Source organism: Streptomyces sp. NPDC048671, from assembly GCF_055587045.1.
The window spans coordinates 67,299-88,879 of sequence record NZ_JBVJHB010000019.1 but is presented as its reverse complement, the minus strand read 5'-3'; the positions used below and the strand labels follow the sequence as shown (position 1 = coordinate 88,879).

Sequence of the window (21,581 nt, the reverse complement as noted above, 5' to 3'; positions counted from 1 at the left end):
GGGGTCAGACCGCGGCGAGCGGGGCCCCGGGCGGGCCGTGCAGCGGCGTGGCCAGTTCGGCGAGCGCGCGCTCCAGGCCGTGCAGATGGGCGAGGGCGGGTTCCGCCGCGGTGGCGTGCGCCGGGAGTCCGGCGGCGAGCGGGGCACGGGCCTGCCGCCCGGGAGCCGTCAGCGCTTCCACCGCACTCTCGACACGCCAGCAGGCCGCGGCGAGCCGGGCGTCGTGCGAGGCCTCCGGGTCGGCGGCGACGGACGCCAGACCGCGCACCTCGCGTGCGCAGTCGTCGAGCAACGCGAGCACATGCCGCGCCCGCCGCTTGCGGTCCTTCATCGGGTTGAGCGGATGCACCAGCGGCGCCAGCGACAAACGCACCCGGCCGAGGATCGCCTCCAGTTCGGCAACGCTCCGGGGCGGGTCGGCGTCCTCGCTCCCTGCGAGCCGGGCGGCGGCCTCCGCCGTACACGTGCGCACGCACCGCAGCGCCCGCTCCACCCACGCCTCGGTCACCGAGTGCGTGGTCACCGGCAGCACGAACAGCACCGCCAGTACGGCACCGAGCGCCCCGACCGTCGTCTCAGTCACCCGCAGCATCAGCAGACCCGCGTCAAGCACGCCGAGCAGCCCGTACAGCATGCTCGCCATCACGGTCACGGCCAGCATCATCCAGGTGTAGGAGACAGCAGCGGTATAGAAGATTCCGAAGACGCTCAGCGCCACGACCACCGCGGCCGCGACCGGCTCGTGGTGCAGCGGCACGGCCACGGCGAAGCCCAGGGCGATCCCGAGGACCGTCCCCAGGGATCGCCGGAACCCGCGCACGACGGTCTCGCCCCGCGAGGTCGTGGCCACGAACACCCACCAGGTGGCGCCGACCGCCCAGTACCAACGCTGATCGGAGAGCACCTGCCCCACCGCGAGCGCGAGCCCTGCCCCCAACGTCGCCTGCACGGCCTGCCGCGTCGTGATCCGCCCGAGCCCCGATGCCCCGGCAGGGAGGGTGACAGCCACGGGTACCGCGAGCCGCCGCTCGTAACACCACGCCCCGAACCGCACCACCGACGACGCGATGAGCGACAGCAGCACGGCCGCGTACAGCTCGGGCAGTTGGCCGGGCACGGTGTGCAGGAACTGGGCCGAGAAATAGGCCATGAAGCCGAACACGCCCAGCGAGTGCCCGCGAGGCCCCCACCGCCGCGCGTACACCCCCGCCCCCACAACGGCGAGAAACGCCAGGTCCCGCGCGACGGGCACATCGTGCAGCACGGCGGCGAGCGTGAGCACCGGGAGACCGACGGCGGGGAGGAGGGCGGTCGTGATCGCCTGCCCACGCACCGTCGGATCGGTCACCGTGAACAGCGCGAGCAGCGCGGCCAGGCCACCGGTGATGGACGCCGCCAGCGACTGCCCGGCCGCTCCGCACAGCACGACGGCGAGCCCGATGCCGAGCACAGCCCGGGACGCGAACCGCAGCCGGATCCGTCCCGGATCGCGTGCGACGAACGCCCTCTTCAGCAAGTCGCCCCGCCCCTTTCGCGCATGGAACCAGCGCAGACATGAGAAAGGCGCCGCAGAGATCCCCGGGGGACCCGCAGCGCCATTGATAGATCCATCTCAGCACCTGGAGGGCTAATGGTTCAACTCAGACCCAACCCTATGGACCAATGGCACAGGATCATTTCACCTTGCCCGGCCACAGCCGAGCCAACGGACCAACCCGCCCTGGCACCGGCGTCGGTCACCCGGTCGGCAGCCAGTCGCCGAGGGCTGCTGCCAGCTCCTCGCATCGGATGAAGACGTGTCCGTCCATGCCGATGGCCTGCGCTGCGCGCACGTTCTCGTCGCGGTCGTCGATGAAGAGGAAGTCGGCGGGGGTGGCGTGCGGGGCGTCGAACAACACGATGGGGCGGTCTGTGGACATGGCGATGGTTCCTTGTCGCGGCGACGGGTTCTTCCTCCCCGGCTCCGGCGGCCGGGGAGGTGGGGGCCCGTGCGGCACGGGGTCGAGGCGCCTCGCACCAGAGACGCGGGCAGGGCGGCCGGTCGCTCGGCCGCTCCGCGCGGATCCCGTGCCGCACAGGCGGTCACTGGCCGCTGGGTGCCATCTCGCTTCGGCGGGTGCGGTCGGATCCGGTGCGCAGGACTCCGGCGGCCACAGCGGTGGTCACACACAGCAGGGTCAGCAGGAGGAAGGCGTGGTTCAGGGCGGCGATGTGGGACAGCCAGCCGATGACGGCGGGGCCGGCGAGCATGCCGACATAGCCGAGCCCGGCGACGCGGGAGACATTGGCGCCGGCGGCGGCGGGGTCGGCGTGCCCGGCCGCACTGAACAGTTGAGGGACAGAGCCCGACAGACCCAGGCCGAACAGTGCCCAGCCGGCGAACGCGGTCCACATCCACGGGCCGAGGGCCACGAGCGTGATGCCGACGGCGGCCATGGCGGCGCCGTAGCGCAGGATCGCCATCGAGCCGAACCGGGAGACGAGGCGGTCGGCGAGCAGCCGGCCGACGGTCATCGCCGCCGCGAAGGTGCCGTAAGCGAAGGCGGCCGTGCTGGCGGACGCGCCGAGGACGTCCTTCAGGTGCAGGGCGCTCCAGTCGTTGGCGGCGCCCTCGCACAGCATGACCATCAGCGCCAGGACGGCGAGGAGCCGGATGCTCCCTGTGGCGCTGCGGCGCGTGTCGGCCGGTGATGCCCCGGTCTCCTGCGGGGAGCCGATGTCGGCAGCGGCGGGGGCGGTCGGCAACAGGGCGCGTGCCGACGCCAGGGCGATCACGACGCCCACGGCTCCTGTGGCGGCCATGCCCGTGGCCGGGTTCAGGCCGGCGCTCGCGGCACCCGCTCCGAGGAGCGCGGCCAGGACGCCGCCGACTGAGAACGTGGCGTGGAAGCCCGACATGACGGGTCGGCCGTAGGCCTTCTCCACGTACACGGCGTGGGCGTTCATGCTCACGTCCAGGCAGCCGTTGCAGAAGCCGAAGACCAGCAGGGCGCCCGCCAGCGTCCAGGGATCCCGGGCGAGGCCGGGCAGCACCAGCGCCGCGCCGCACAGCGCGCCACCGGCTGGGATCACGACGCGTGCGCCGAGGCGGTCGGTCAGACGCCCGGCCACGTGCATCCCGGTGAAGGCCCCGAGCCCGAGCAGCACCAGCAGACCGCCCAGCGCCGCGTGGCTGATGCCCACGCGCTCCTCGATGGCGGGAATGTGCACCACCCAGGCGCCCATCAGCGTGCCGCACAGCACGAAGTAGACATAGGTCGCCACGCGGGCGGTTCGAAGTGAATGCTCCATGCCGCCCACGATAACGAACATTATCTATGTGCGTAACCAACATTAATGACCATCTGGAATGTTCGTTTTTCGGTGGTGTTCAATCGCGGTATGAGCAACGCACACAGGCACGGGCTGATCGGGAAGGCCGTCAGGGACTCGGGCGGCGCCACGGTCCAAGAGCTCGCGGAGCTGACCGGGGCCTCGGAGATGACCATCCGGCGCGACCTCGACACCCTGGCCGCCCAGGGCGTACTCGAACGGGTCCGCGGCGGGGCACGCACCCTGCTGCTGCGGGGCGAGGAACCGCCCTTCGCCCTGCGCGTTCACGAGTCGGTCGACGCCAAGCGCCGGATCGCAGCCGAGATCTCCGCGCTCGTCGCCGACGGCGAGAGCGTCCTGCTGGACAGCGGGACCACCTGCCTGGAGGTCGCCCGCCTGCTGCGCGAGCGGCCCGTCACCGTGATGCCCCTGTCCCTTCAGGCCATCCATCTGTTCAGCGAGAAACCCGGCCCGGCCACGCTGGTGGTGCCCGGCGGCCAGCCCCGCGCCGCCGAGGGAGCCCTCACCGGCCCCCTCACGCTCGCCTCTCTGGCAGCCCTGCGCTTCGACACCGCCGTCATCGGCTGCTGCGGGCTGAGCGCGGCCGACGGCCTGACCGCGTACAACCTCGACGACGCCGCGGTGAAGAAGGCGGGCATCGCCGCGGCCCGTCGCACCATCGTCGCCGCGGACGGCGGCAAGCTCGGCCGCGCCGCCTACGCCTGCGTCGGCCCCTCCACTCTCCTGCACACCCTCGTCACCGACACCACCGCACCCGCCGACGAGGTGACCGCACTGGAAGGCGCCGGCACCATCGTCAAAACCGCCTGAACAGCCCGCTGCGAGGAGCTCGTACCCGCAGCGCACTGTCCATACCGGCTCTCCCGTGTAGACGAACACGTACAGGCAGGTGAAGGCGAGCAGGGGCAACATGCCCCGCACCCCCACGCGCCGCTCGGCCGGCACCCCGGCCGCCTTCTCGACCTGCGCTCCGGACGGGGCCGAGCGGGCGCGCACGAAGCCCATCGGGAGGATCTGTGCCAGGGTGCACACCCCGGTGGCCACGAACATCGCGCGCGGTCCGGCGGCGGTGGCCAGCAGCGAGCCCCCCACCGGGCCCACGATCCACCCGGCCGTCAGCGCCATGCGCACGACCGAGACGACCCCGTCGCCCACCGGGCTGGCGGTTGCCCGCAGGTCGTCGTGGACCGCGGCGAACAGCTGCGACCCGGCGCCGCCGGCGAAGGCCAGGATCACGGCACTGATCACGAACGGCATCCGCACCCGGTCGGCCGCAGCCATGGCGCACCAGCCGAGGGACCCGGCCACGGCGCACAGCCGGAACAGCCCGAGCCGTCTGCCGGTGCGGTCCGACCGGGCGCCGACGAGATACCCGGCGACCGGGGCGGTGATACTCGTGAGGGGCCGGTACTGATCCGGCCGCGAACCCGCAAGTGAGAGCGTCAGCGTTCGGCTTTCCTCAGGGCTGCCGCGAGTGAGGCAATGGCCGCGGGGTTACGCGGGCTCTCGACGAGGTCCACGTAGTCGAGGACGACGATCCGGTCGTTCTTGATGGCCGAGACGTTGGCCAGCGGAGGATACGACTTGAGGAACTTCCGCTTCTGCTCCGCGCTGGTGTCTCCGTAGTTGTTGATGACGATCACCTCGGGGTCCCGCTCGACGACCGTTTCCCAGCCCACCGTCGTCCAGGTGTCCTTGAGGTCCTTCATGACGTGGTCGCCGCCGGCCCTGGTGATGATGTCGTGCGGTCCGGCGTAGGCACCCGAGGTCAGGGGCTTGTCACGGCCGTCGTCGTAGAGGAACACCCTCGGCCGGTCGGTGCCCTTCAGGGCAGTCGCCTGTGCTTGGGCCACTTGCTTCTCGAACCGTGTGATGAGGGCGCCGGCGCGCTTTTCGACGTCGAAGATCTTCCCCAGGTTCCGGAGATCGGTGTAGAGCGCTTCGAGCGGCGGCATCACCCCGCGCGCCTTCGCTTGCCCGTTGCGGCACGACTCGCTCAACAGGTACGAGTCGATGCCCACCTTCTTCAGGGCTGCCGGGGTGAATCCGTCTCCCTCGTTGAAGCCGTAGCTCCAGCCCGCGAAGACGAGATCGGCGCGTGCGTCGAGGACGAGTTCCTTGTTGATCGTCTCCTTGGACAGCCAGGTGGTCTTCTTGTAGCCGCCCTTCCAGGGGACGGACGTCAGATCGCCCTTGTCGTCGGGCATCACATAGCCCGCCATGTGGTCCTCCAGTCCGAGGGCGAACATGATCTCGGTGATGCCGACGTCGTTGGTCACCACGCGTTGCGGTGCTTTGCCGTAGGTCTTCTTCTCACCGCAGTTCTCGACGGTCACCGGGTAGTGGCCCCCGGCCGCATGTGCGTTCTCTCCGTCTTTTCCGTCCTGCGGGGCGATCTCCGCGCCGCAGCCGCTGAGGGCCATGGCGGCAGTGAGTACGAGGCCGAGTGCGGCGGGGCGTATCAGGTTGGGCATGGTGGCAGTGGTTCCTTAGGAGGGGGAACGGACGGAGTGGAGACGGTCGAAGATCAGCTGTACCGCGCCGGTCTCCGGGTGGGGCACTCGGTGCGCCCGTACTCCGAAGACCTCAGCCAGCAGCTCGGGGGTCAGTACGTCGTGCGGAGCGCCTGACGCGACGATCCGGCCGCTGTCGATGACATGGAGGAGGTCGCAGTGGAGTGCGGCGAGGTTGAGGTCGTGCAACGCGGTGAGCACGGTCAGCCCGCTGGCGCGAACCAGGGCCAGCACCTCCAACTGCTGCGCGATGTCAAGGTGGTTGGTGGGCTCGTCAAGCACGAGCACGCGTGGCTGCTGGGTCATGGCGCGGGCGATCAGGACCCGTTGCTTCTCGCCGCCGGACAGGGTCAGGAAGCCGCGGTCGGCCAGGTGGCCGGCCCCGACCTCCGCCAGCGCCGCCTCGCAGATCTGCCGGTCCTCCTCGGACGCCCGTGCTGCCGGCCCCTGGTGCGGCATCCTTCCCATCGCCACGGTCTCGGCGACGGTGAAGTCGAACTCGTACGTCGCCTCCTGGGGAAGCGCGGCCAGTCGGCGGGCACCTTCCCGCGGGCTCATGGCGTACAGGTCCTCGCCACCGATCCGAACCGTTCCGGCGGACGGGCGCAGAGCCCGGTAGACGCAGCGCAACAGGGTGGACTTCCCGCTGCCGTTGGGCCCCACCAGGCCGACGAGCTGAGCGTCGCCCGCTCGCAGCGTGATCTCCTCCACCAGGCGCGCACCGGCGATCTCGACCGTGAGCTCATCGATGTCGATCTGCATCATGCGCCCCCGAAGGTGTAGGAGCGGCGGCGCATCAGCAGGACGAAGCACGGCACGCCGATCATCGCGGTCAGCACGCCGACCGGCAGTTCGGCCGGCGCGAGCAGCACGCGCGAGAGGATGTCCACCCAGATCAGCAGGACGGCCCCCGCGAGCGGTGCGACGGCCAGCAGCCGGCGGTGATCCGCGCCGACCACCATCCTCGCGGCGTGCGGGATCATCAGGCCGACGAACCCGATCGCGCCGCTCACCGCGACCAGCGCCCCCGTGACCGCTGCGGAGACCAGGAACAGCTCCTTGCGCAGTCTCCCGGCGTCCACGCCCAGAGCGGCCGCGGTCTCGTCGCCCATGGCAAGGGCGTTGAGGCGGCGGGCCGACCACGCGAGGTGGGCGAGACCACCGATCGTGGCGCCTGCGGCGATCGGTACGGAGGACCAGGTGGCACCCCCGAGGCTGCCGAGCATCCACATCATGGCGGAGCGGGCAGCCTCGCCCCGCTCGGCGGCGAACACCATGAATGTCGTGATGGCCGAGAAGCCGTAGTACATCGCTGTGCCGGTCAGGACCAGTCGCAGGGGGGTCAGGCCGCGTGCGGTGCGGGCTATCGCGTACACGAGCATCATCGCGAGGAGTGCGGAGAGGAAGGCTGCCGTGGACAGGGCCCAGATGCCGAGCGCGCTGAAGACTCCGAAGATGAGTACGGCGTTGGCACCGACGGCCGCGCCGGAGGAGATGCCGAGGACGAACGGGTCGGCCAGGGCGTTGCGGACCATGGCCTGCACGGCGACACCGATGGCCGACAGGCCGGCCCCGACGACCGCGGCCAGCACGGCTCGCGGAAAGCGCAGCTCCCACACGATGGTGTACCCGGGGACTCGGTCAGGAGCGATGGACCCTCCGGTCAGGCCGGCCCACAGGTCGCGCAGCACCTCTCCCCAGGAGATCCCTGAGGCCCCGATTCCCGCACCGCAGACGACGGAGAGCAGCAGCAGGACGGACAGAGTCGTCAGCAGGAGGGGCAGGGAGACCCGCCGGGGAGGGGCGGGCCCGCCACCGGCCCGGGACGTGCGCGAGGGCGGGACAGGTATGCGTTCGAGGGAGGTGACCACGGGCGGATCGCTTTCGCCTCAGGCCGTGCACCTACGCAACCGAAGGAGCAGCCCGGACGCGAAGCGCCCAACGCAACGCCTCTCGCAGTCCACGGCGAATTGACAGGAGCTATCACCGCCGCGGGTAATCGGGCTTGCGGAGCACAGGACGGGCTCCACCTACCGTTGCGGGTCAGCGCCGGAATTCGACCGGACTTCCCCCGCGGGGCGTTTGCAGCTTAGCCGGTACGGGATGACGCCCTCCACGGAGGAACCCACCGGGCATACCGGCGCGCAGTCGCCCCAATCGGGGCAGTCGAGGGATTTGGTCCGGTTGGCCGCCGGGCCGTCGTCGTCCTCGATGGGGTCCTCGTCCCCGAAGAAGCTGACGGCGGTCCGCAGTACGTCCATGGGGTGGCAGGTCTCGGGCAGGCGGGTCAGGAGTTCCCCGGTGGTGCGGTCCAAGGGCCGAAGGGCGCGTTCGCGGGCCCGGAATTCGGCGAGCTGTGCGGCATCGGGGAGTTCCCCGTACCAGAGCAGGTAGGCGACCTCCTCGAAGGAACGGCGGGCGGCGAGGGCCTGGACCGGGTAGCCGCGACAGGTGAGGGAGTTGGTCTCCTGAATGACGGTGGAGATCACGGTGGTGTCGACGACGGCGAGGCCGCGGTGTATGTCCGGGAGGACCGAACAGCCTTGCCGGGCAGCCGATTTCCGCGCGACACCCCCCTCGGCGGGGCCCGGCAGCGGCCCGCTCGGGACGGTATGGACACGACTGGTTGACATGGCTACGCTCACCCTTGGTCTAGACCGCAGAACTCTCCGGACATCACCCCACATCTCCAGGAGCTACGTATGCGCAGAAGGATCACCTCCTTACTGGCCGGGCTCGGCCTGGCCGGCGCGGCGCTGTTCGCCACCTCCGGCAGCGCCCAGAGCCACGGCTACACCGACTCCCCCATCAGCCGCCAGCAGCTCTGCGGGATCGGCACCGTCAAGCACTGCGGGCAGATCCAGTGGGAGCCCCCGAGCGTCGAGGGCCCCAAGGGCTTCCCCACCCGCGGACCGGCCGACGGCCACATCTGCTCGGGCGGCATCGGCCGGTTCTCCGAACTCGACGACCCGCGCGGCGGCGCCTGGCCCGCCACCCAGGTCACCGCCGGTCAGAACTACACCTTCAACTGGCGGATCGAGGCACGGCACGCCACGACCGACTTCCGCTACTACATCACCAAGGACGGCTACGACCCGACCCAGCCGCTCACCCGTGCCGACCTGGAACCGCAGCCGTTCCTCACCGTCCCCTTCGGCGGCCGGCTGCCCGGCTCGACCGTGAGCCACTCGGGCGTGCTGCCGCAGAAGTCCGGCAAGCACCTGATCCTCGGCGTCTGGACGATCTCTGACACCGAGAACGCCTTCTACGCCTGCTCCGACGTGCAGTTCTGACGTCCTGCCGCCGCTCCTGACCGACCCGCCCCGCCCTGGGCCGGTACGGGGCGGCGGCTCCGGAGGTTCGCCGGTGCGCCATTGGTACAGTCGCTGCCCCGACCGACGTACCAGGAAGAGGCCGGCCGACCCATGGCGGTGGACGCGCTCGACACCCGCATTCTGCGGCTGCTCATCGAACAGCCGCACACCAGCGTGCGCGAGTACGCACGGATCCTCTCGATCGCGCGAGGCACCCTCCAGGCCCGCATCGACCGGCTGGAACGGGACGGTGTGATCACCGGCAGCGGACCGTTCCTCTCACCCGCCGCGCTCGGCCACCCGGTACTCGCCTTTGTGCACCTGGAGGTCACGCAGGGGCATCTCGACGATGTGGGCGAGGCGCTCGCCGCCGTGCCGGAGATCGTCGAGGCCTTCTCGACCACGGGCGACGGCGACCTGCTGACCCGGGTGGTGGCCCGGAACAACGGGCATCTGGAGGATGTGATCCAGCGGCTGATCCAGCTGCCGGGCGTGGTCAGGACCCGGACCGAGGTGGCCCTGCGCGAGCGGGTGCCGCACCGGCTGCTGCCCCTGGTGGAATCGGTGGGCCGGGCGGCGGCGGGCGGCCCGGGGTGAACAGCGGCTGAGAGCACGCTCGCCATGGACTCATCACGTGCACAGGCCCCTTGCCGCGCCGGGCGCCTCCGCCGCTCGGGCGGCGGGCATGCGCTGTATCGCGGTCCCCTACGTCCCGGCGACGGTGGCGATCCGGTGTTCGCGGCGGCGGATCTGCTCTTCCCCGGCGGTCAGGGCGAGTTCAGCGCGCAGTCCGCTTGCGCGTGGCTGTTCCCCTGATCCGTGCCGACGCCGCCCGACGGTCGTCCGGAGGCCGTGCGCCGGATATCCTGATCTTGCTGCGTGTCCCCCACCCCGTCAGTTCCCGATGAGGTCGCAGTCGAAGCGGTCCTCGGCCCGAGACATTGGATAGGTGTGCGCAGGTGCTGGTTGCTGGTCGGTACCGATTGATATCCGCCATCGGTCGTGGCGGGATGGGTGAGGTCTGGCGGGCCGCGGACGAGGTCCTCGGCCGGTCCGTCGCCGTGAAGCTGCTGCTGGGGGAGCACGCCGACGAGTCGGCCACCGCGCGCTTCCGGCTGGAGGCCCAGACCGCCGCCCGGCTGAGCCATCCGCATCTGGTGGCCGTGTTCGACTTCGGGTCCTGGGAGGACCGGCTCTTCCTCGTGATGGAGCTCGTCGAGGGCAGGAGCCTCGCCGATCTGCTGCTGGCTCAGGAACGGCTGGACCCGGAACAGGTCGCCCGCATCGCGGGCCAGGCCGCCGCCGGACTGGCCGCGGCCCACCGCCAGGGCATAGTCCACCGGGACATCAAGCCCGGAAACCTGATGCTGGACGCGGAGGGTGCCGTCAAGATCGGCGACTTCGGCATCGCCCAGTTCGTCGACGACCCCTCCGCCGCGCTCACCACCACGGGCCATATCGTCGGCACCAGCCTCTACCTCGCACCGGAGCGGGCCCTGGGCCGGACGGCCGACGCCGCGTCCGACATGTACTCCCTCGGCTGCGTGATCTACCAACTGCTGCTGGGCCAGCCGCCGTTCCGCTCGGACACCCCGACCGCCACCCTCTACCAGCACGTGGACACGCCTCCCGTGCCGCTGCGGCAGCGCGGGGTGGAGATGTCCGCCGCCTTCGACTCGTATCTGCTGGGGCTGCTCGCGAAGCAGCCCGAGGACCGGCCGACGGCCCAGCAGGTCGCCGACTGGTTCAACAGCGAGGCCTGGCGGGGGCAGGCGGAGCCGCTGCCGATGTACCGGCCCGCTCCCCCGCGCGCACCGGCCGCGCCCTACGCGCCGGTGTCCGCACCGCCCTCCCCGACCCAGCACCGGTCGGGGGCCGGGTCCGGTGAGGACTCCGGTGCTCCGACGACCTACCGGCTGCCCCAGGCGGCCGGCGGCCACGGGCGGCGCGCGGCGGGCCGGTCCAGGAACGCCCGGCGGCGCACCACGCGCGAGGCGATAAGACGCCGCCCGAGAGTGGCCAGCGCCATCGCGGGCACCGTCGCCTTCCTCGCCGCCGTGTACCTGGGGATGAGCCTGTTCTCCCCCGACTCCAGTTCGGCCACCACCCCGGACGACCTCACTTCGACGAGCGGTGCGGAATCACCGGCCCCCGACGGGGGCCGGTAGCCCCGTCCGTTACCAGCGGCCGTGAACCGCCGCGCGGATCCTGCGGTCGTAGAGGTCGCGTACCGCGTCGAGCGTCTTCTGCGGCAGCGGCGCCAACGCGGCCGCGGACGCGTTGGCGCGGGCCTGCTCCACCGAACGCGCGCCGGGGATCACACTGGTGACGCCCGGCTGCTGAATGATCCAGCGCAGAGCGGTCTGCGCCGGAGTCGCCCCCTGGGGAGCGAGTGCGGCGAATTCGGCCGCCGCGGCGACCCCGGTCGCGTAATCGACTCCGGAGAAGGTCTCGCCCTGGTCGAACGCCTCTCCGTGCCGGTTGTACGTGCGGTGGTCCTCCGGGGCGAAGACGGTGTTCTCGGTGTACTTGCCGGAGAGCAGCCCGGAGGCGAGCGGCACACGCGCGATGATGCCGACCCCGGCGGCGCGCGCCGCCTCAAGCACCTCGTCCAGCGGCTTGAGGCGGAAGGGGTTGAGGATGATCTGGACGCTCGCGACGCCGGGGCGGGCGATGGCCGTCAGGGCCTCGGCGCACGTCTCGACACTCACCCCGTAGGCGGCGATCCGCTCCTCGGCGACCAGTGTGTCGAGGGCGTCGTAGACCGCGTCCGAGGAGTAGACGGCGGTGGGCGGGCAGTGCAGCTGTACGAGGTCGAGGGTGTCGACACCGAGGTTGGACCGCGAGCGGTCGTTCCAGGTGCGGAAGTTGTCCAGGACGTAGTTCTCCGGCACCTGTTCGACGCGCCGGCCCATCTTCGTCGCGACGAGGACCCGTGCGTCCGGGCGCTCCTTCAGATAGCGGCCGATGAGTTGTTCGCTGCGGCCGTCCCCGTACACGTCCGCGGTGTCGAAGAAGGTGACGCCGGACTCGACGGCCGCGTCGAGCACGCCGAAGGCATCCGCCTCCCGCACCTCGCCCCAGTCCCCGCCGAGCTGCCATGTGCCCTGTCCGACGACCGATACGTCCCGTCCGGTCCTGCCCAGTTCGCGCTGCTCCATGAGGATCATGCTACGTCGGTACGGAGTCCGGCGGGATCCCCGCGGCCGCACCGGCCTCCGCCGGTGCGGCCGCGGGGACGTGGACGGCCTCCGGGAGCCGGTCACGACCTGGTGGCTTCCGTCCGTCCGCCATGGCGGCCGCCGACTTGGATCAGCCGGCGTCCGGGCCGAGTTCCGTGAGCTGCCGCAGCTCGTCCCCGGTGAGCCGCAGGGCGGCCGCCGCCACGTTCTCGGCGAGGTGACCGGGGTCGCCGGTGCCCGGGATGGCCAGTACGTGCGGGCCGCGCTGGAGCGTCCAGGCCAGCCGGACCTGGGCCGACGAGGCGTCATGGGCGTGGGCGACGGCCGACACCGCCTCGCTCTCGGCGGCCGCGGCCGCCCCGGACTCGCGGCCCTCACCGGCGATGGCGTAGAACGGCACGAACGCGATGCCCTGCTCCCCGCAGATCCGGAGCACTTCGTCGGAGTCCGGACGGCGGGTGGCTATGCCGTACGGGTTCTGCACACAGACGACCGGCGCGATGGGCAGGGCCTCGGCGATCTGGTCGGCTCCGACGTTGGAGAGCCCGAGGTGACGGATGAGCCCCTCCTTCCGCAGCTCGGCCAGCGCGCCGAACCTGTCGGCGATCGGGACGGGCCCGTTCACGCGCAGGTTCACCACGTCGAGATGGTCGCGGCCGAGCTGGCGGAGGTTCTCCTCGACCTGGCCGCGCAGATCCTCGGGCCGGGCCCACTCCAGCCAGTCGCCCGACGGCCCCCGGTGGGGGCCGACCTTGGTGGTGATGACCAGGTCGTCCGGGTAGGGGCCGAGCGCCCGGTTGATCAGCTCGTTGGCCGAGCGCATCGGTGAGAAGTAGAAGGCCGCCGTGTCGATGTGGTTCACACCGAGGTCAATGGCGCGGCGCAGCACGGCGATGGCCCGGTCCCGGTCGTGCGGGGTGCGGTCGGTGGTGAGCGCCGCGCCGTTCTGGGTCAGACGCATGGCGCCGAAGCCCATGCGGTTGACGGTCAGGTCGCCCAGCCGCCAGGTACCGGCGGCGGCTGCGGTGGTTGTTCCCGAAGTCATGGCTGTCGTCTTCCTCGTTGGTGGCGGACCGGAGTCGGCCACGTGATGGAGCATCAGAGGGGCTTGCGTAATTGGCCGACAGGTGATACAGTTACGGTGGATATTTTGGTTGCCTGATCTTGTAATGCGGGTGCATATTAGACCCCGCTCCGCGGATCTGTCCACTCTCTCTCGCGACCCTCCGGCGCCCGATACCTCCGTGCCGTCGACGCTCGCGAGCCGCCCAGCCACCACACCATCCCCGCCGCACACCCCTCACCGTTCCCGTGTGCCCGCTGTGCGATCCCACCGGGGCGACTTGACCAGACTTGCCAACTCCCTCCGGAGCGAACCCAGTTCGTTGACGAGGCCAGGGCGACGTGTGAGTGTTCGGTCGCTCGATCACGGACACCACCTGGGCGGACGGCCGAAGGCAGCCGCGTGGGCGGGTGCGTCTCCCCACGCCGCTGCCCGTGATCGAGGTCCCCACGAACCGAGGAGCCTCGATGAAACGCAGACCGATGACGGCCGGGACAACCCTGGCCGTCCTCGCCGGAATGCTGGTCGCCACGAGCGGCCAGTCAGCTTCCGCGGAACCGTCTCCCCCCACTCCCACCCCTCTCGCGGCTGCCGTGTCGGCCGCCGACCGGGCGGCGGCCAGCGGCCTCGACGCCCTGGCGAAGGGGCCCGAGGAGCGCTACGAACGGCAGAACGTGACCCCCTGGGTCAACGGGCTCTACTCGATCGCGTACCAGCGCACCTACCGCGGGCTGCCGGTGGTCGGCGGCGACGCCGTCGTGGTGGCGGACTCCAAGGGGCGGGTCCGCGGCGCGCAGTCGGCGGTCTCCCGGCGCATCAACGTGCCGACCACCGTGACCGTCTCGGCCGAAAAGGCCGAAGCCGCCGCGCGCAAGAAGCTCACCTCGGTGAAGCGGGTGGACAGTCACCGGCTGGTCGTCCGGGCCACCGGCAAGAAGTCCCGGCTGGCCTGGGAGACGGTGCTGACCGGCCGTACCGCGAAGGCCCCCAGCCATCTGCATGTCTTCGTCGACGCGGGCACCGGCACGGTGCTCGACAGCTATGACGACGTCAAGGCCGGCACCGGCAACAGCCAGTGGAACGGGCCCTCCCCGCTGTCCATCAACACCACTTCATCGGGTGGCAGTTACTCCCTTCGCGACCCCGGCAGGCCGGGGCTGAGCTGCGCCGACTACAGCACGGGCGGGGTCTTCACCAAGTCCTCCGACTCCTGGGGCACCGGCAGCGCCTCCAGCAAGGAGACCGGCTGCGTCGACGTCATGTGGGCGGCCCAGCACGAGTGGGACATGCTGCGTGACTGGCTGGGGCGCAACGGTCACGACGGCAACGGCCGCAGCTGGCCGGTCAAGGTCGGGCTGAACGACGTGAACGCCTACTGGGACGGTTCCACCGTCTCCATCGGCCACAACAACGCCAACCAGTGGATCGGGGCCATGGACGTCGTGGGCCACGAGTTCGGCCACGGCATCGACCAGTACACGCCCGGCGGCGCCAACAACGAGTCCGGTCTCGGCGAGGCCACCGGCGACATCATGGGGGCGCTCACCGAGGCGTACACCAACGAGCCGGCCCCGTACGACGACCCGGACTACACCGTCGGCGAGAAGATCAACCTCGTGGGCAGCGGGCCGATCCGGATCATGTACAACCCGGGACAGATCGGCGACCCGAACTGCTACAGCTCCTCCATACCCAGCACCGAGGAGCACGCGGCGGCCGGTCCGCTCAACCACTGGTTCTACCTGCTGGCCGAGGGATCGAGCCCCGGCGGCGGCAAGCCGTCCAGCCCGACGTGCAACAGCTCCTCGGTCACCGGCGTGGGCATCCAGAGCGCCGGCAAGGTCTTCTACGGCGGCATGCTGCTCAAGACCAGCGGCATGACGTACAAGCGCTACCGCACGGCCACGCTCACCTCGGCCAAGACGCTCGACGCCACCTGCGTGCTGTTCAACCGGACGAAGGCGGCCTGGGACGCCGTCAGCGTCCCCGCCCAGAGCGGCGACCCGAGCTGCACCCCGAGCGGCAACAACGACTTCTCGATGTCCCTGGACCCGTCCGCCGGCTCGGTGAAGCCGGGCAACTCGGTGACGGCCACGGTCAGGACGACCGTCAGCTCCGGCAGCGCGCAGACGGTGAACCTGTCCGCGAGCGGTCAGCCGAGCGGTGTGAGCGTCTCCTTCAGCCCGTCCGCCGTGCAGTCCGGTGCGACCTCGGCCATGACCGTCTCGACGACGTCGGCCGCGGCGCCCGGGACCTACACGCTCACCGTGAAGGGCGCCGGCACCCAGGACCACACCGCCCAGTACACACTGACCGTCAATGACGGCGGCGGCACTCCGGGCGGCACGCCCCCGGACATCAGCATCGCCAATGTGCAGTCCCATCTGTCGCAGCTCAGCACCATCGCCTCGCAGAACGGCGGCAGCCGCCGGGCCGGCAGCGCCGGCCACACCGCCTCGCTCGCCTATGTGAAGGGCAAGCTCCAGGCCGCCGGTTACACCGTCAGCGAGCAGACCTGCGGCAGCTGCACCTACGCGGGCAAGAACCTGATCGCGGACTGGCCGGGCGGCCCGACGGACCGGACCGTGATGTTCGGAGCCCACCTGGACAGCGTCAGCGCCGGCCCCGGCATCAATGACAACGGCTCCGGCTCGGCCACCCTGCTGGAGAACGCCCTCGCGCTGGCCCAGCAGAACCCGACGATGACCAAGCACGTGCGCTTCGCCTGGTGGAACGGCGAGGAGCAGGGCCTTCAGGGCTCCGCGTACTACGTCGGGCAGCTCACCTCCGCCCAGCGCGCCGCCATCACCGCGTACTACAACTTCGACATGGTCGCCTCCACCAACGGCGGCTACTTCATCAACAACCTCAACTCGGCCGCCTCGGCCCCGATGAAGGAGTACTGGGCCTCACTCGGCCTCGCTCCGGAGGAGAACGTGGAGGGCCAGGGCCGCTCCGACGACTACTCCTTCCAGCAGGGCGGTATCGCCACCTCGGGTTACGCGACCGGCGCGAGCGACACCAAGACCTCCGCCCAGGCCGCCAAGTGGGGTGGTACGGCGGGCCGTTCGTACGACCCGTGCTACCACCAGTCGTGCGACACCACCAGCAACATCAACGCGACCGCCCTCGACCGCAGCGCCGACGGAGTCGCCTACACGCTGTGGAAGACGGCCGTCGGCACTACGGCACCGGCCGATGACTTCTCCGTCTCGGTGAACCCGGTCTCCGGCAACGTCCAGCCGGGTGCCTCCGCCACCGCGACCGTGTCCACGGCCACCACCAGCGGTTCCGGACAGAGTGTCCGGCTGACGGCCTCCGGTGCGCCGAGCGGGGTCACCGTCTCCTTCGCACCGGCGACCGTGCAGTCGGGGTCCTCCTCGACGATGACCGTCTCGGCGGGGGCGCAGGCCACCGCGGGCACCTACACGCTCACGGTGACCGGAACGGGCACCGCCACCCACACCACCACCTACTCGCTGGTCGTCGGTGGCGGCGGCAACTGCCAGGCGCGGCAGGTCGTCGCCAACGGCGGCTTCGAGAACGGCACGGCGCCGTGGACCCAGACGAACGGGGTCATCAACAACCGGACCTCGGAGAAGCCCGCGCACACCGGCTCCTACCAGGCCTGGTTCGGCGGCTGGGGCAGCACCCACAGCGACAGCGCCTCGCAGTCACTGACCGTTCCGGCGGGCTGCTCGACGTACAAGCTGTCGTTCTTCCTGCGCACCGACACCGCCGAATCGGCGGGAGGCGCGAGCGCCTACGACACGTTCACCGTCAAACTGGGGTCTCGGACGCTGGCCACGTACTCGAATCTCGACGCGAGCAGCGGTTACGTCCAGCAGAGCTTCGACGTCGGGTCCGCCGCGGGGCAGACGGTGACGCTGGGGTTCACCAGTAAGGAGGACGCTTACCTCCAGACCAGCTTCGTCGTGGACGATGTGGCGCTCGACGTGAGCTGATCCGGCATCACGGGGGGGGCAGGGGCGGGGCGTGGTCCACACGCCCCGCCCCTGGCGTTTCAGCGGACCGCCGCGGCCAGCCTGCGGACGAAGTCCTCGGTCTCGGGCCGGCCGCCGCCGCGGGCGGCCAGTCTGCCGTGCAGCCCGCGCAGTTCCTGGCCGAGCAGGGTCGACGGGTTCACCTCGGTGGTGTCGAGCACCGGAGCGGCCACGGCCTGCGCCGCCGACAGGTCGCCCGCGCAGGCGTGGGCGTCGGCCATCCGGGCCAGGAACAGCCTCCGGGCCGAGTGCATCCCGGGAGGCAGCAGTCCGAGCGCGGTGCGGGCCGCATCGACCGCGCGCAGGGCGAGCCGGCGGTCGCCGGTGGCCGCCGCGAGATCGCGCAGCGCGCCCGCCGCGCCCGACTCCACCCGCAGGCGCACCGAGGCCACGGAGAGCCAGGGCGCCTCCGTCTCGTCCCGCTCCTCGACCCGGTCCAGCTGGGACCGGGCGCGGTCGATGTGCCTCAGGGTCTGCGGGACGTCCCCCCGGACCGCGTGGCCGCGCGCCTGGTACAGATCGCTCATGGCGCCCGCCCAGGGCCGGCCCGCCGCGGCCTGCCGGATGGCCCCGCCGTACGCCAGCGCGGACGGCCCGTCGCCCTCCAGCCGGGCCAGGGTGCTCATATCGCTCAGTGCCGCGACCTCGGTCCCCACGTGACCGGCCATGGCGGACCAGAGCAGCGACCGGTCGAGCCAGGCCATCGCGGTGCCGTTGCGGCCCCACAGCAGCCGCAGGCAGCCGGCCGACTGCGCGTACTCGGCCGCCAGCGGGGCCAGTTGGCGCTGGTAGGGGGCGGCGGGCAGCGCCATCCACCGGAGCATGGCGTGCAAGGTGCGCTCGACGACCGCGGTCGCTCCCGGCCAGGCGCGTTCCTCGTCGGCGCGCAGGCAGGCGGCGAGCAGGGCGGTGAGCGCGTGCACGGTCTCGGTGTCCAGCGCGGGGTGGGACGAGGTGTCCGGGCCCAGGGCGCAGAAGGCGGCGTGCAGTTCGACGACATCGGCCAGCGCGGGTACGGCGCAGCCGTCCCGGCCGTGCGCCGGGCAGGCGAGCCCGTACGCGGGAAGGCCGGCGGGCAGTACCGTTCCGGGCGGCAGCATCGCGAGGAGGGCGCCGCCCGCGGGCTCGCCGGGCAGCGGGCCGCGGCGGGCCGGGGTGTCCGCGGGAGGCGGGCCGCCGTCCGCACGGCCGGTGGTCAGCGCGGCCTCCCGCGCCTCGGCCGCCTCGCAGGCCGCCAGCAGGTCGCCGCCCGCCGTCAGCAGGTCGTCCAGCCTGCGGGCCAGGGGCAGCGGCGTCCGGCGGCTGCCGTGTTCGAGTTTGCTGATGGCGGTGTGGTCGTAGCCGACCCGGGCCCCCACCTGGGCCTGCGTCAGCCCCGCCCGTCTGCGCCACCGGCGCAACCGGACCCCGAAGGATCTCCATGCCTCCGCGCCACCGGGGCCGGACGGCGCGGGGCCCACGTCCCCGGTCACCGGAACCACCGTCGCGCCTGGTCAAGGGCGCCGCGCGTGCCACGCTCACGGCTCATGTCCCGGAGGATAGCGAGCACTCGTACCCGCTGTCCCCGGGACGGCGGCAAGATGTCCGGTAACAGGCGCGGTGGCCTCCGGTGCCCAGATCCTCCGGCCCGCAGCCGGTGCCTCCGGACGGCGTCAGGTTGCGGGGGCAACGGCACGTTCCGCCTCCGTCACTCCATGCGTACGCACCATCATCACCTGAATCGACGCCGCGTCAAGCCTGTGGCCACGGAGGTTTGAAGGCGTACGGAACTCGGTCAATCGTGAGTTGTCCGGCATCAACTCTTGTTCTCAACGGCGCCCGACCAAGCGGGTGTTGCACACCTATTGACGTGTAGGGAACCAAGGGAGAAGTATCCCCATCGGTCGGAGAGAGCGCTCTCCGACTGCGTGTCGTGTACCCGTACCGCGACTCAGGAGACTTCCCCATGTATGCACCCCCCGTGTTCCACAGACCCGCGGCCTCGACCGGAAGAAGACGCACCGGCGTGCTGGCCGCCGTCGCCGGTCTCGTCGTCTCGCTCCTGGCCTTCGTCCCGTCCGCCCCGGCGAGCGCCGCACCCTCGCTGCTCTCCCAGGGCAAGACGGTCACCGCCTCCAGCCAGGAGAACTACGGCACCCCCGCCACCTCCGCCGTGGACGGCGACAACGGCACCCGCTGGTCGAGCGCCGCCTCCGACCCCCAGTGGATCGAGGTCGACCTGGGCTCCGCCGCCTCGGTCAGCCAGATCGCGCTGAGGTGGGAGACCGCCTACGCCAAGAGCTACAGGATCGAGTTCTCCACGGACGACAGCACCTGGAGCACCGCCTACTCGACCACCACCGGCCCCGGCGGGAACGAGACCCTGAACGTCTCCGGCACCGCCCGCTACGTCCGGCTGACCGGCACCGCGCGAGCCACCCAGTACGGCTACTCGCTCTGGGAGTTCCAGGTCTTCGGCACCACCGGCGGCGACCCGGGCGGCCCGCAGGTCCCCGGCGGCGGTGACCTCGGCCCCAACGTCCTGGTCTTCGACCCCTCGACGCCCAACATCCAGGCCAAGGTCGACGAGATCTTCAAGCAGCAGGAGTCGGCGCAGTTCGGCACCGGCCGCTACGCGCTGATGTTCAAGCCGGGCACGTACAACAACCTCAACGCGCAGATCGGGTTCTACACCTCGATCGCCGGTCTCGGCCTCAAGCCGGACGACACCACGTTCAACGGTGATGTGACCGTCGACGCGGGCTGGTTCGACGGGAACGCCACGCAGAACTTCTGGCGCTCGGCGGAGAACCTGGCGCTCAACCCGGTGAACGGCACCGACCGCTGGGCCGTCTCGCAGGCCGCCCCGTTCCGCCGGATGCACGTCAAGGGCGGACTCAACCTCGCGCCGAACGGCTACGGCTGGGCGAGCGGCGGGTACATCGCCGACAGCAAGATCGACGGCCAGGTCGGCCCGTACTCGCAGCAGCAGTGGTACACCCGCGACAGCTCGGTCGGCAGCTGGGGCAACGGCGTCTGGAACATGACGTTCTCCGGCGTCGAGGGCGCCCCCGCCCAGAGCTTCCCGGAACCGCCGTACACCACCCTCGACAACACCCCGGTCTCCCGCGAGAAGCCGTTCCTGTACCTGGACGGCAACGACTACAAGGTGTTCGTCCCCGCCAAGCGCACCAACGCACGCGGTGTCTCGTGGAACGGCACCCCGCAGGGCGAGTCCATCCCGCTGAGCCAGTTCTACGTGGTCAAGCCGGGCGCCTCGGCCGAGACCATCAACGCGGCGGTGCAGCAGGGTCTGCACCTGCTGTTCACGCCCGGCATCTACCACGTGAACCAGACCATCAACATCGACCGCGCCAACACGGTCGTGCTGGGCCTGGGCCTCGCCACGATCATCCCGGACAACGGAGTCACGGCGATCAAGGTCGGTGACGTGGACGGCGTGAAGCTCGCCGGCCTGCTCGTCGACGCCGGTCCGCAGAACTCCCAGGTCCTGGTCCAGGTCGGCCCCGACGGCGCCTCGGCCGACCACTCGGCGAACCCGACCACCGTCCAGGACGTGTTCGTCCGGGTCGGCGGCGCGGGAGCCGGCAAGGCCACCACCGCCATGGTGATCAACAACGACGACACGATCATCGACCACACCTGGCTGTGGCGCGCGGACCACGGCGAGGGGATCGGCTGGGAGACCAACCGTTCCGACTACGGCCTCCAGGTCAACGGCGACGATGTCCTGGCGACCGGACTGTTCGTCGAGCACTTCAACAAGTACGACGTGCGCTGGTCGGGCGAGAGGGGCAAGACGATCTTCTTCCAGAACGAGAAGGCGTACGACGCCCCCAACCAGGCCGCCATCCAGAACGGTGACACCAAGGGGTACGCGGCCTACAAGGTCGACGACTCCGTGACCACCCACGAAGGGTGGGGTCTTGGCAGCTACTGCTACTTCAACGTGGACCCGACGATCCGCCAGGACCACGGCTTCGAGGCACCGGTGAAGCCCGGAGTGAAGTTCCACGACCTGCTCGTCGTCTCCCTCGGCGGCCAGGGCCAGTACGAACACGTCATCAACAACACCGGATCACCCACGTCGGGGACGGACACCATCCCGTCCCAGGTGGTCTCCTTCCCGTGACACCTCTCATGAGATGAGCGAACGGCGCGGGGTCCGGCAG

The 21,581-nt window shown here is 70.9% G+C and carries 15 protein-coding genes, 3 pseudogenes and 1 riboswitch; of the genes and pseudogenes, 7 read left to right on the top strand and 11 right to left on the bottom strand.

The features are described from left to right. Positions 1-4 precede the first annotated feature (4 nt). The 3 genes from ACZ6S6_RS32310 to ACZ6S6_RS32300 all read right to left on the bottom strand — a co-directional run bounded on the left by ACZ6S6_RS32310 (position 5) and on the right by ACZ6S6_RS32300 (position 3,291). Positions 5-1,516: an FUSC family protein gene (locus tag ACZ6S6_RS32310; RefSeq protein ID WP_469708399.1), complete on the bottom strand. Its 1,512-nt coding sequence runs from the start codon at positions 1,514-1,516 to the stop codon at positions 5-7. 220 nt (positions 1,517-1,736) lie between these two features. Further along, on the bottom strand, positions 1,737-1,919 hold the full coding sequence (locus ACZ6S6_RS32305; RefSeq protein WP_469708398.1) for a hypothetical protein: 183 nt from the start codon (positions 1,917-1,919) through the stop codon (positions 1,737-1,739). Between the two features lie 163 nt (positions 1,920-2,082). Continuing rightward, positions 2,083-3,291: an MFS transporter gene (locus ACZ6S6_RS32300; protein ID WP_469708396.1), complete on the bottom strand. Its 1,209-nt coding sequence runs from the start codon at positions 3,289-3,291 to the stop codon at positions 2,083-2,085. A 90-nt stretch (positions 3,292-3,381) separates the two neighbouring features. Between ACZ6S6_RS32300 and ACZ6S6_RS32295 the strand changes: the two genes are divergently transcribed. Continuing rightward, positions 3,382-4,143, top strand: a complete 762-nt coding sequence (locus tag ACZ6S6_RS32295; protein WP_362964718.1) for a DeoR/GlpR family DNA-binding transcription regulator — start codon at positions 3,382-3,384, stop codon at positions 4,141-4,143. Positions 4,144-4,206: 63 nt separating this feature from the next. On the opposite strand, the pseudogene ACZ6S6_RS32290 reads toward ACZ6S6_RS32295, so the two are convergent. From ACZ6S6_RS32290 to ACZ6S6_RS32270, 5 genes and pseudogenes are all read right to left on the bottom strand, one after another. Then, positions 4,207-4,725, bottom strand: a pseudogene (locus tag ACZ6S6_RS32290) (MFS transporter); the annotation flags it as partial. A 50-nt stretch (positions 4,726-4,775) separates the two neighbouring features. Next, complete coding sequence (locus ACZ6S6_RS32285) at positions 4,776-5,807, bottom strand: ABC transporter substrate-binding protein (protein ID WP_469708393.1); 1,032 nt, start codon at positions 5,805-5,807, stop codon at positions 4,776-4,778. 15 nt (positions 5,808-5,822) lie between these two features. Then, positions 5,823-6,608, bottom strand: a complete 786-nt coding sequence (locus ACZ6S6_RS32280; RefSeq protein ID WP_362964760.1) for an ABC transporter ATP-binding protein — start codon at positions 6,606-6,608, stop codon at positions 5,823-5,825. Further along, positions 6,608-7,717: a FecCD family ABC transporter permease gene (locus tag ACZ6S6_RS32275; protein WP_362964722.1), complete on the bottom strand. Its 1,110-nt coding sequence runs from the start codon at positions 7,715-7,717 to the stop codon at positions 6,608-6,610. The genes ACZ6S6_RS32280 and ACZ6S6_RS32275 overlap by 1 nt, the downstream gene beginning before the upstream one ends. A 102-nt stretch (positions 7,718-7,819) precedes the next feature. After that, positions 7,820-7,982, bottom strand: a riboswitch (cobalamin riboswitch). A gap of 32 nt (positions 7,983-8,014) precedes the next feature. Then, positions 8,015-8,368, bottom strand: a pseudogene (locus ACZ6S6_RS32270) (citrate/2-methylcitrate synthase); the annotation flags it as partial. Positions 8,369-8,548: 180 nt separating this feature from the next. Between ACZ6S6_RS32270 and ACZ6S6_RS32265 the strand changes: the two are divergent. The 4 genes and pseudogenes from ACZ6S6_RS32265 (at position 8,549) to ACZ6S6_RS32250 (ending at position 11,328) form a co-directional block, all read left to right on the top strand. Next, complete coding sequence (locus ACZ6S6_RS32265) at positions 8,549-9,139, top strand: lytic polysaccharide monooxygenase auxiliary activity family 9 protein (protein WP_362964724.1); 591 nt, start codon at positions 8,549-8,551, stop codon at positions 9,137-9,139. A gap of 132 nt (positions 9,140-9,271) precedes the next feature. Beyond that, positions 9,272-9,757: an Lrp/AsnC family transcriptional regulator gene (locus ACZ6S6_RS32260; RefSeq protein WP_362964726.1), complete on the top strand. Its 486-nt coding sequence runs from the start codon at positions 9,272-9,274 to the stop codon at positions 9,755-9,757. A 52-nt stretch (positions 9,758-9,809) separates the two neighbouring features. Next, positions 9,810-9,976: pseudogene (locus ACZ6S6_RS32255) on the top strand (HAD family phosphatase); the annotation flags it as partial. 194 nt (positions 9,977-10,170) lie between these two features. Then, positions 10,171-11,328 carry a serine/threonine-protein kinase gene (locus ACZ6S6_RS32250; RefSeq protein WP_469708390.1) on the top strand — a complete coding sequence of 386 codons (1,158 nt, stop codon included), beginning with the start codon at positions 10,171-10,173 and terminating at the stop codon, positions 11,326-11,328. Positions 11,329-11,337: 9 nt separating this feature from the next. Here ACZ6S6_RS32250 and ACZ6S6_RS32245 read toward each other — a convergent pair whose 3' ends face one another. Together ACZ6S6_RS32245 and ACZ6S6_RS32240 are read right to left on the bottom strand one after the other, a co-directional pair. Then, positions 11,338-12,330 carry an aldo/keto reductase gene (locus ACZ6S6_RS32245; protein WP_469708388.1) on the bottom strand — a complete coding sequence of 331 codons (993 nt, stop codon included), beginning with the start codon at positions 12,328-12,330 and terminating at the stop codon, positions 11,338-11,340. A gap of 142 nt (positions 12,331-12,472) precedes the next feature. Next, positions 12,473-13,387, bottom strand: coding sequence for an aldo/keto reductase (locus tag ACZ6S6_RS32240; protein WP_469708386.1), 915 nt, complete (start codon positions 13,385-13,387; stop codon positions 12,473-12,475). Positions 13,388-13,887: 500 nt separating this feature from the next. On the opposite strand from ACZ6S6_RS32240, the gene ACZ6S6_RS32235 reads away from it, so the two are divergent. Beyond that, the gene (locus tag ACZ6S6_RS32235; protein WP_469708455.1) at positions 13,888-17,370 is read left to right on the top strand and encodes a M28 family peptidase; all 3,483 of its coding nucleotides are present in this window, start codon (positions 13,888-13,890) and stop codon (positions 17,368-17,370) included. Between the two features lie 59 nt (positions 17,371-17,429). Here ACZ6S6_RS32235 and ACZ6S6_RS32230 read toward each other — a convergent pair whose 3' ends face one another. Further along, positions 17,430-18,881, bottom strand: coding sequence for a helix-turn-helix domain-containing protein (locus ACZ6S6_RS32230; protein ID WP_469708384.1), 1,452 nt, complete (start codon positions 18,879-18,881; stop codon positions 17,430-17,432). Between the two features lie 473 nt (positions 18,882-19,354). Here ACZ6S6_RS32230 and ACZ6S6_RS32225 point away from each other — a divergent pair, with 473 nt between their 5' ends. Next, positions 19,355-21,541 (top strand): discoidin domain-containing protein, encoded by a 2,187-nt coding sequence (locus ACZ6S6_RS32225; protein WP_362964736.1) that lies wholly within the window; start codon positions 19,355-19,357, stop codon positions 21,539-21,541. The last annotated feature ends 40 nt before the right edge of the window (positions 21,542-21,581 follow it).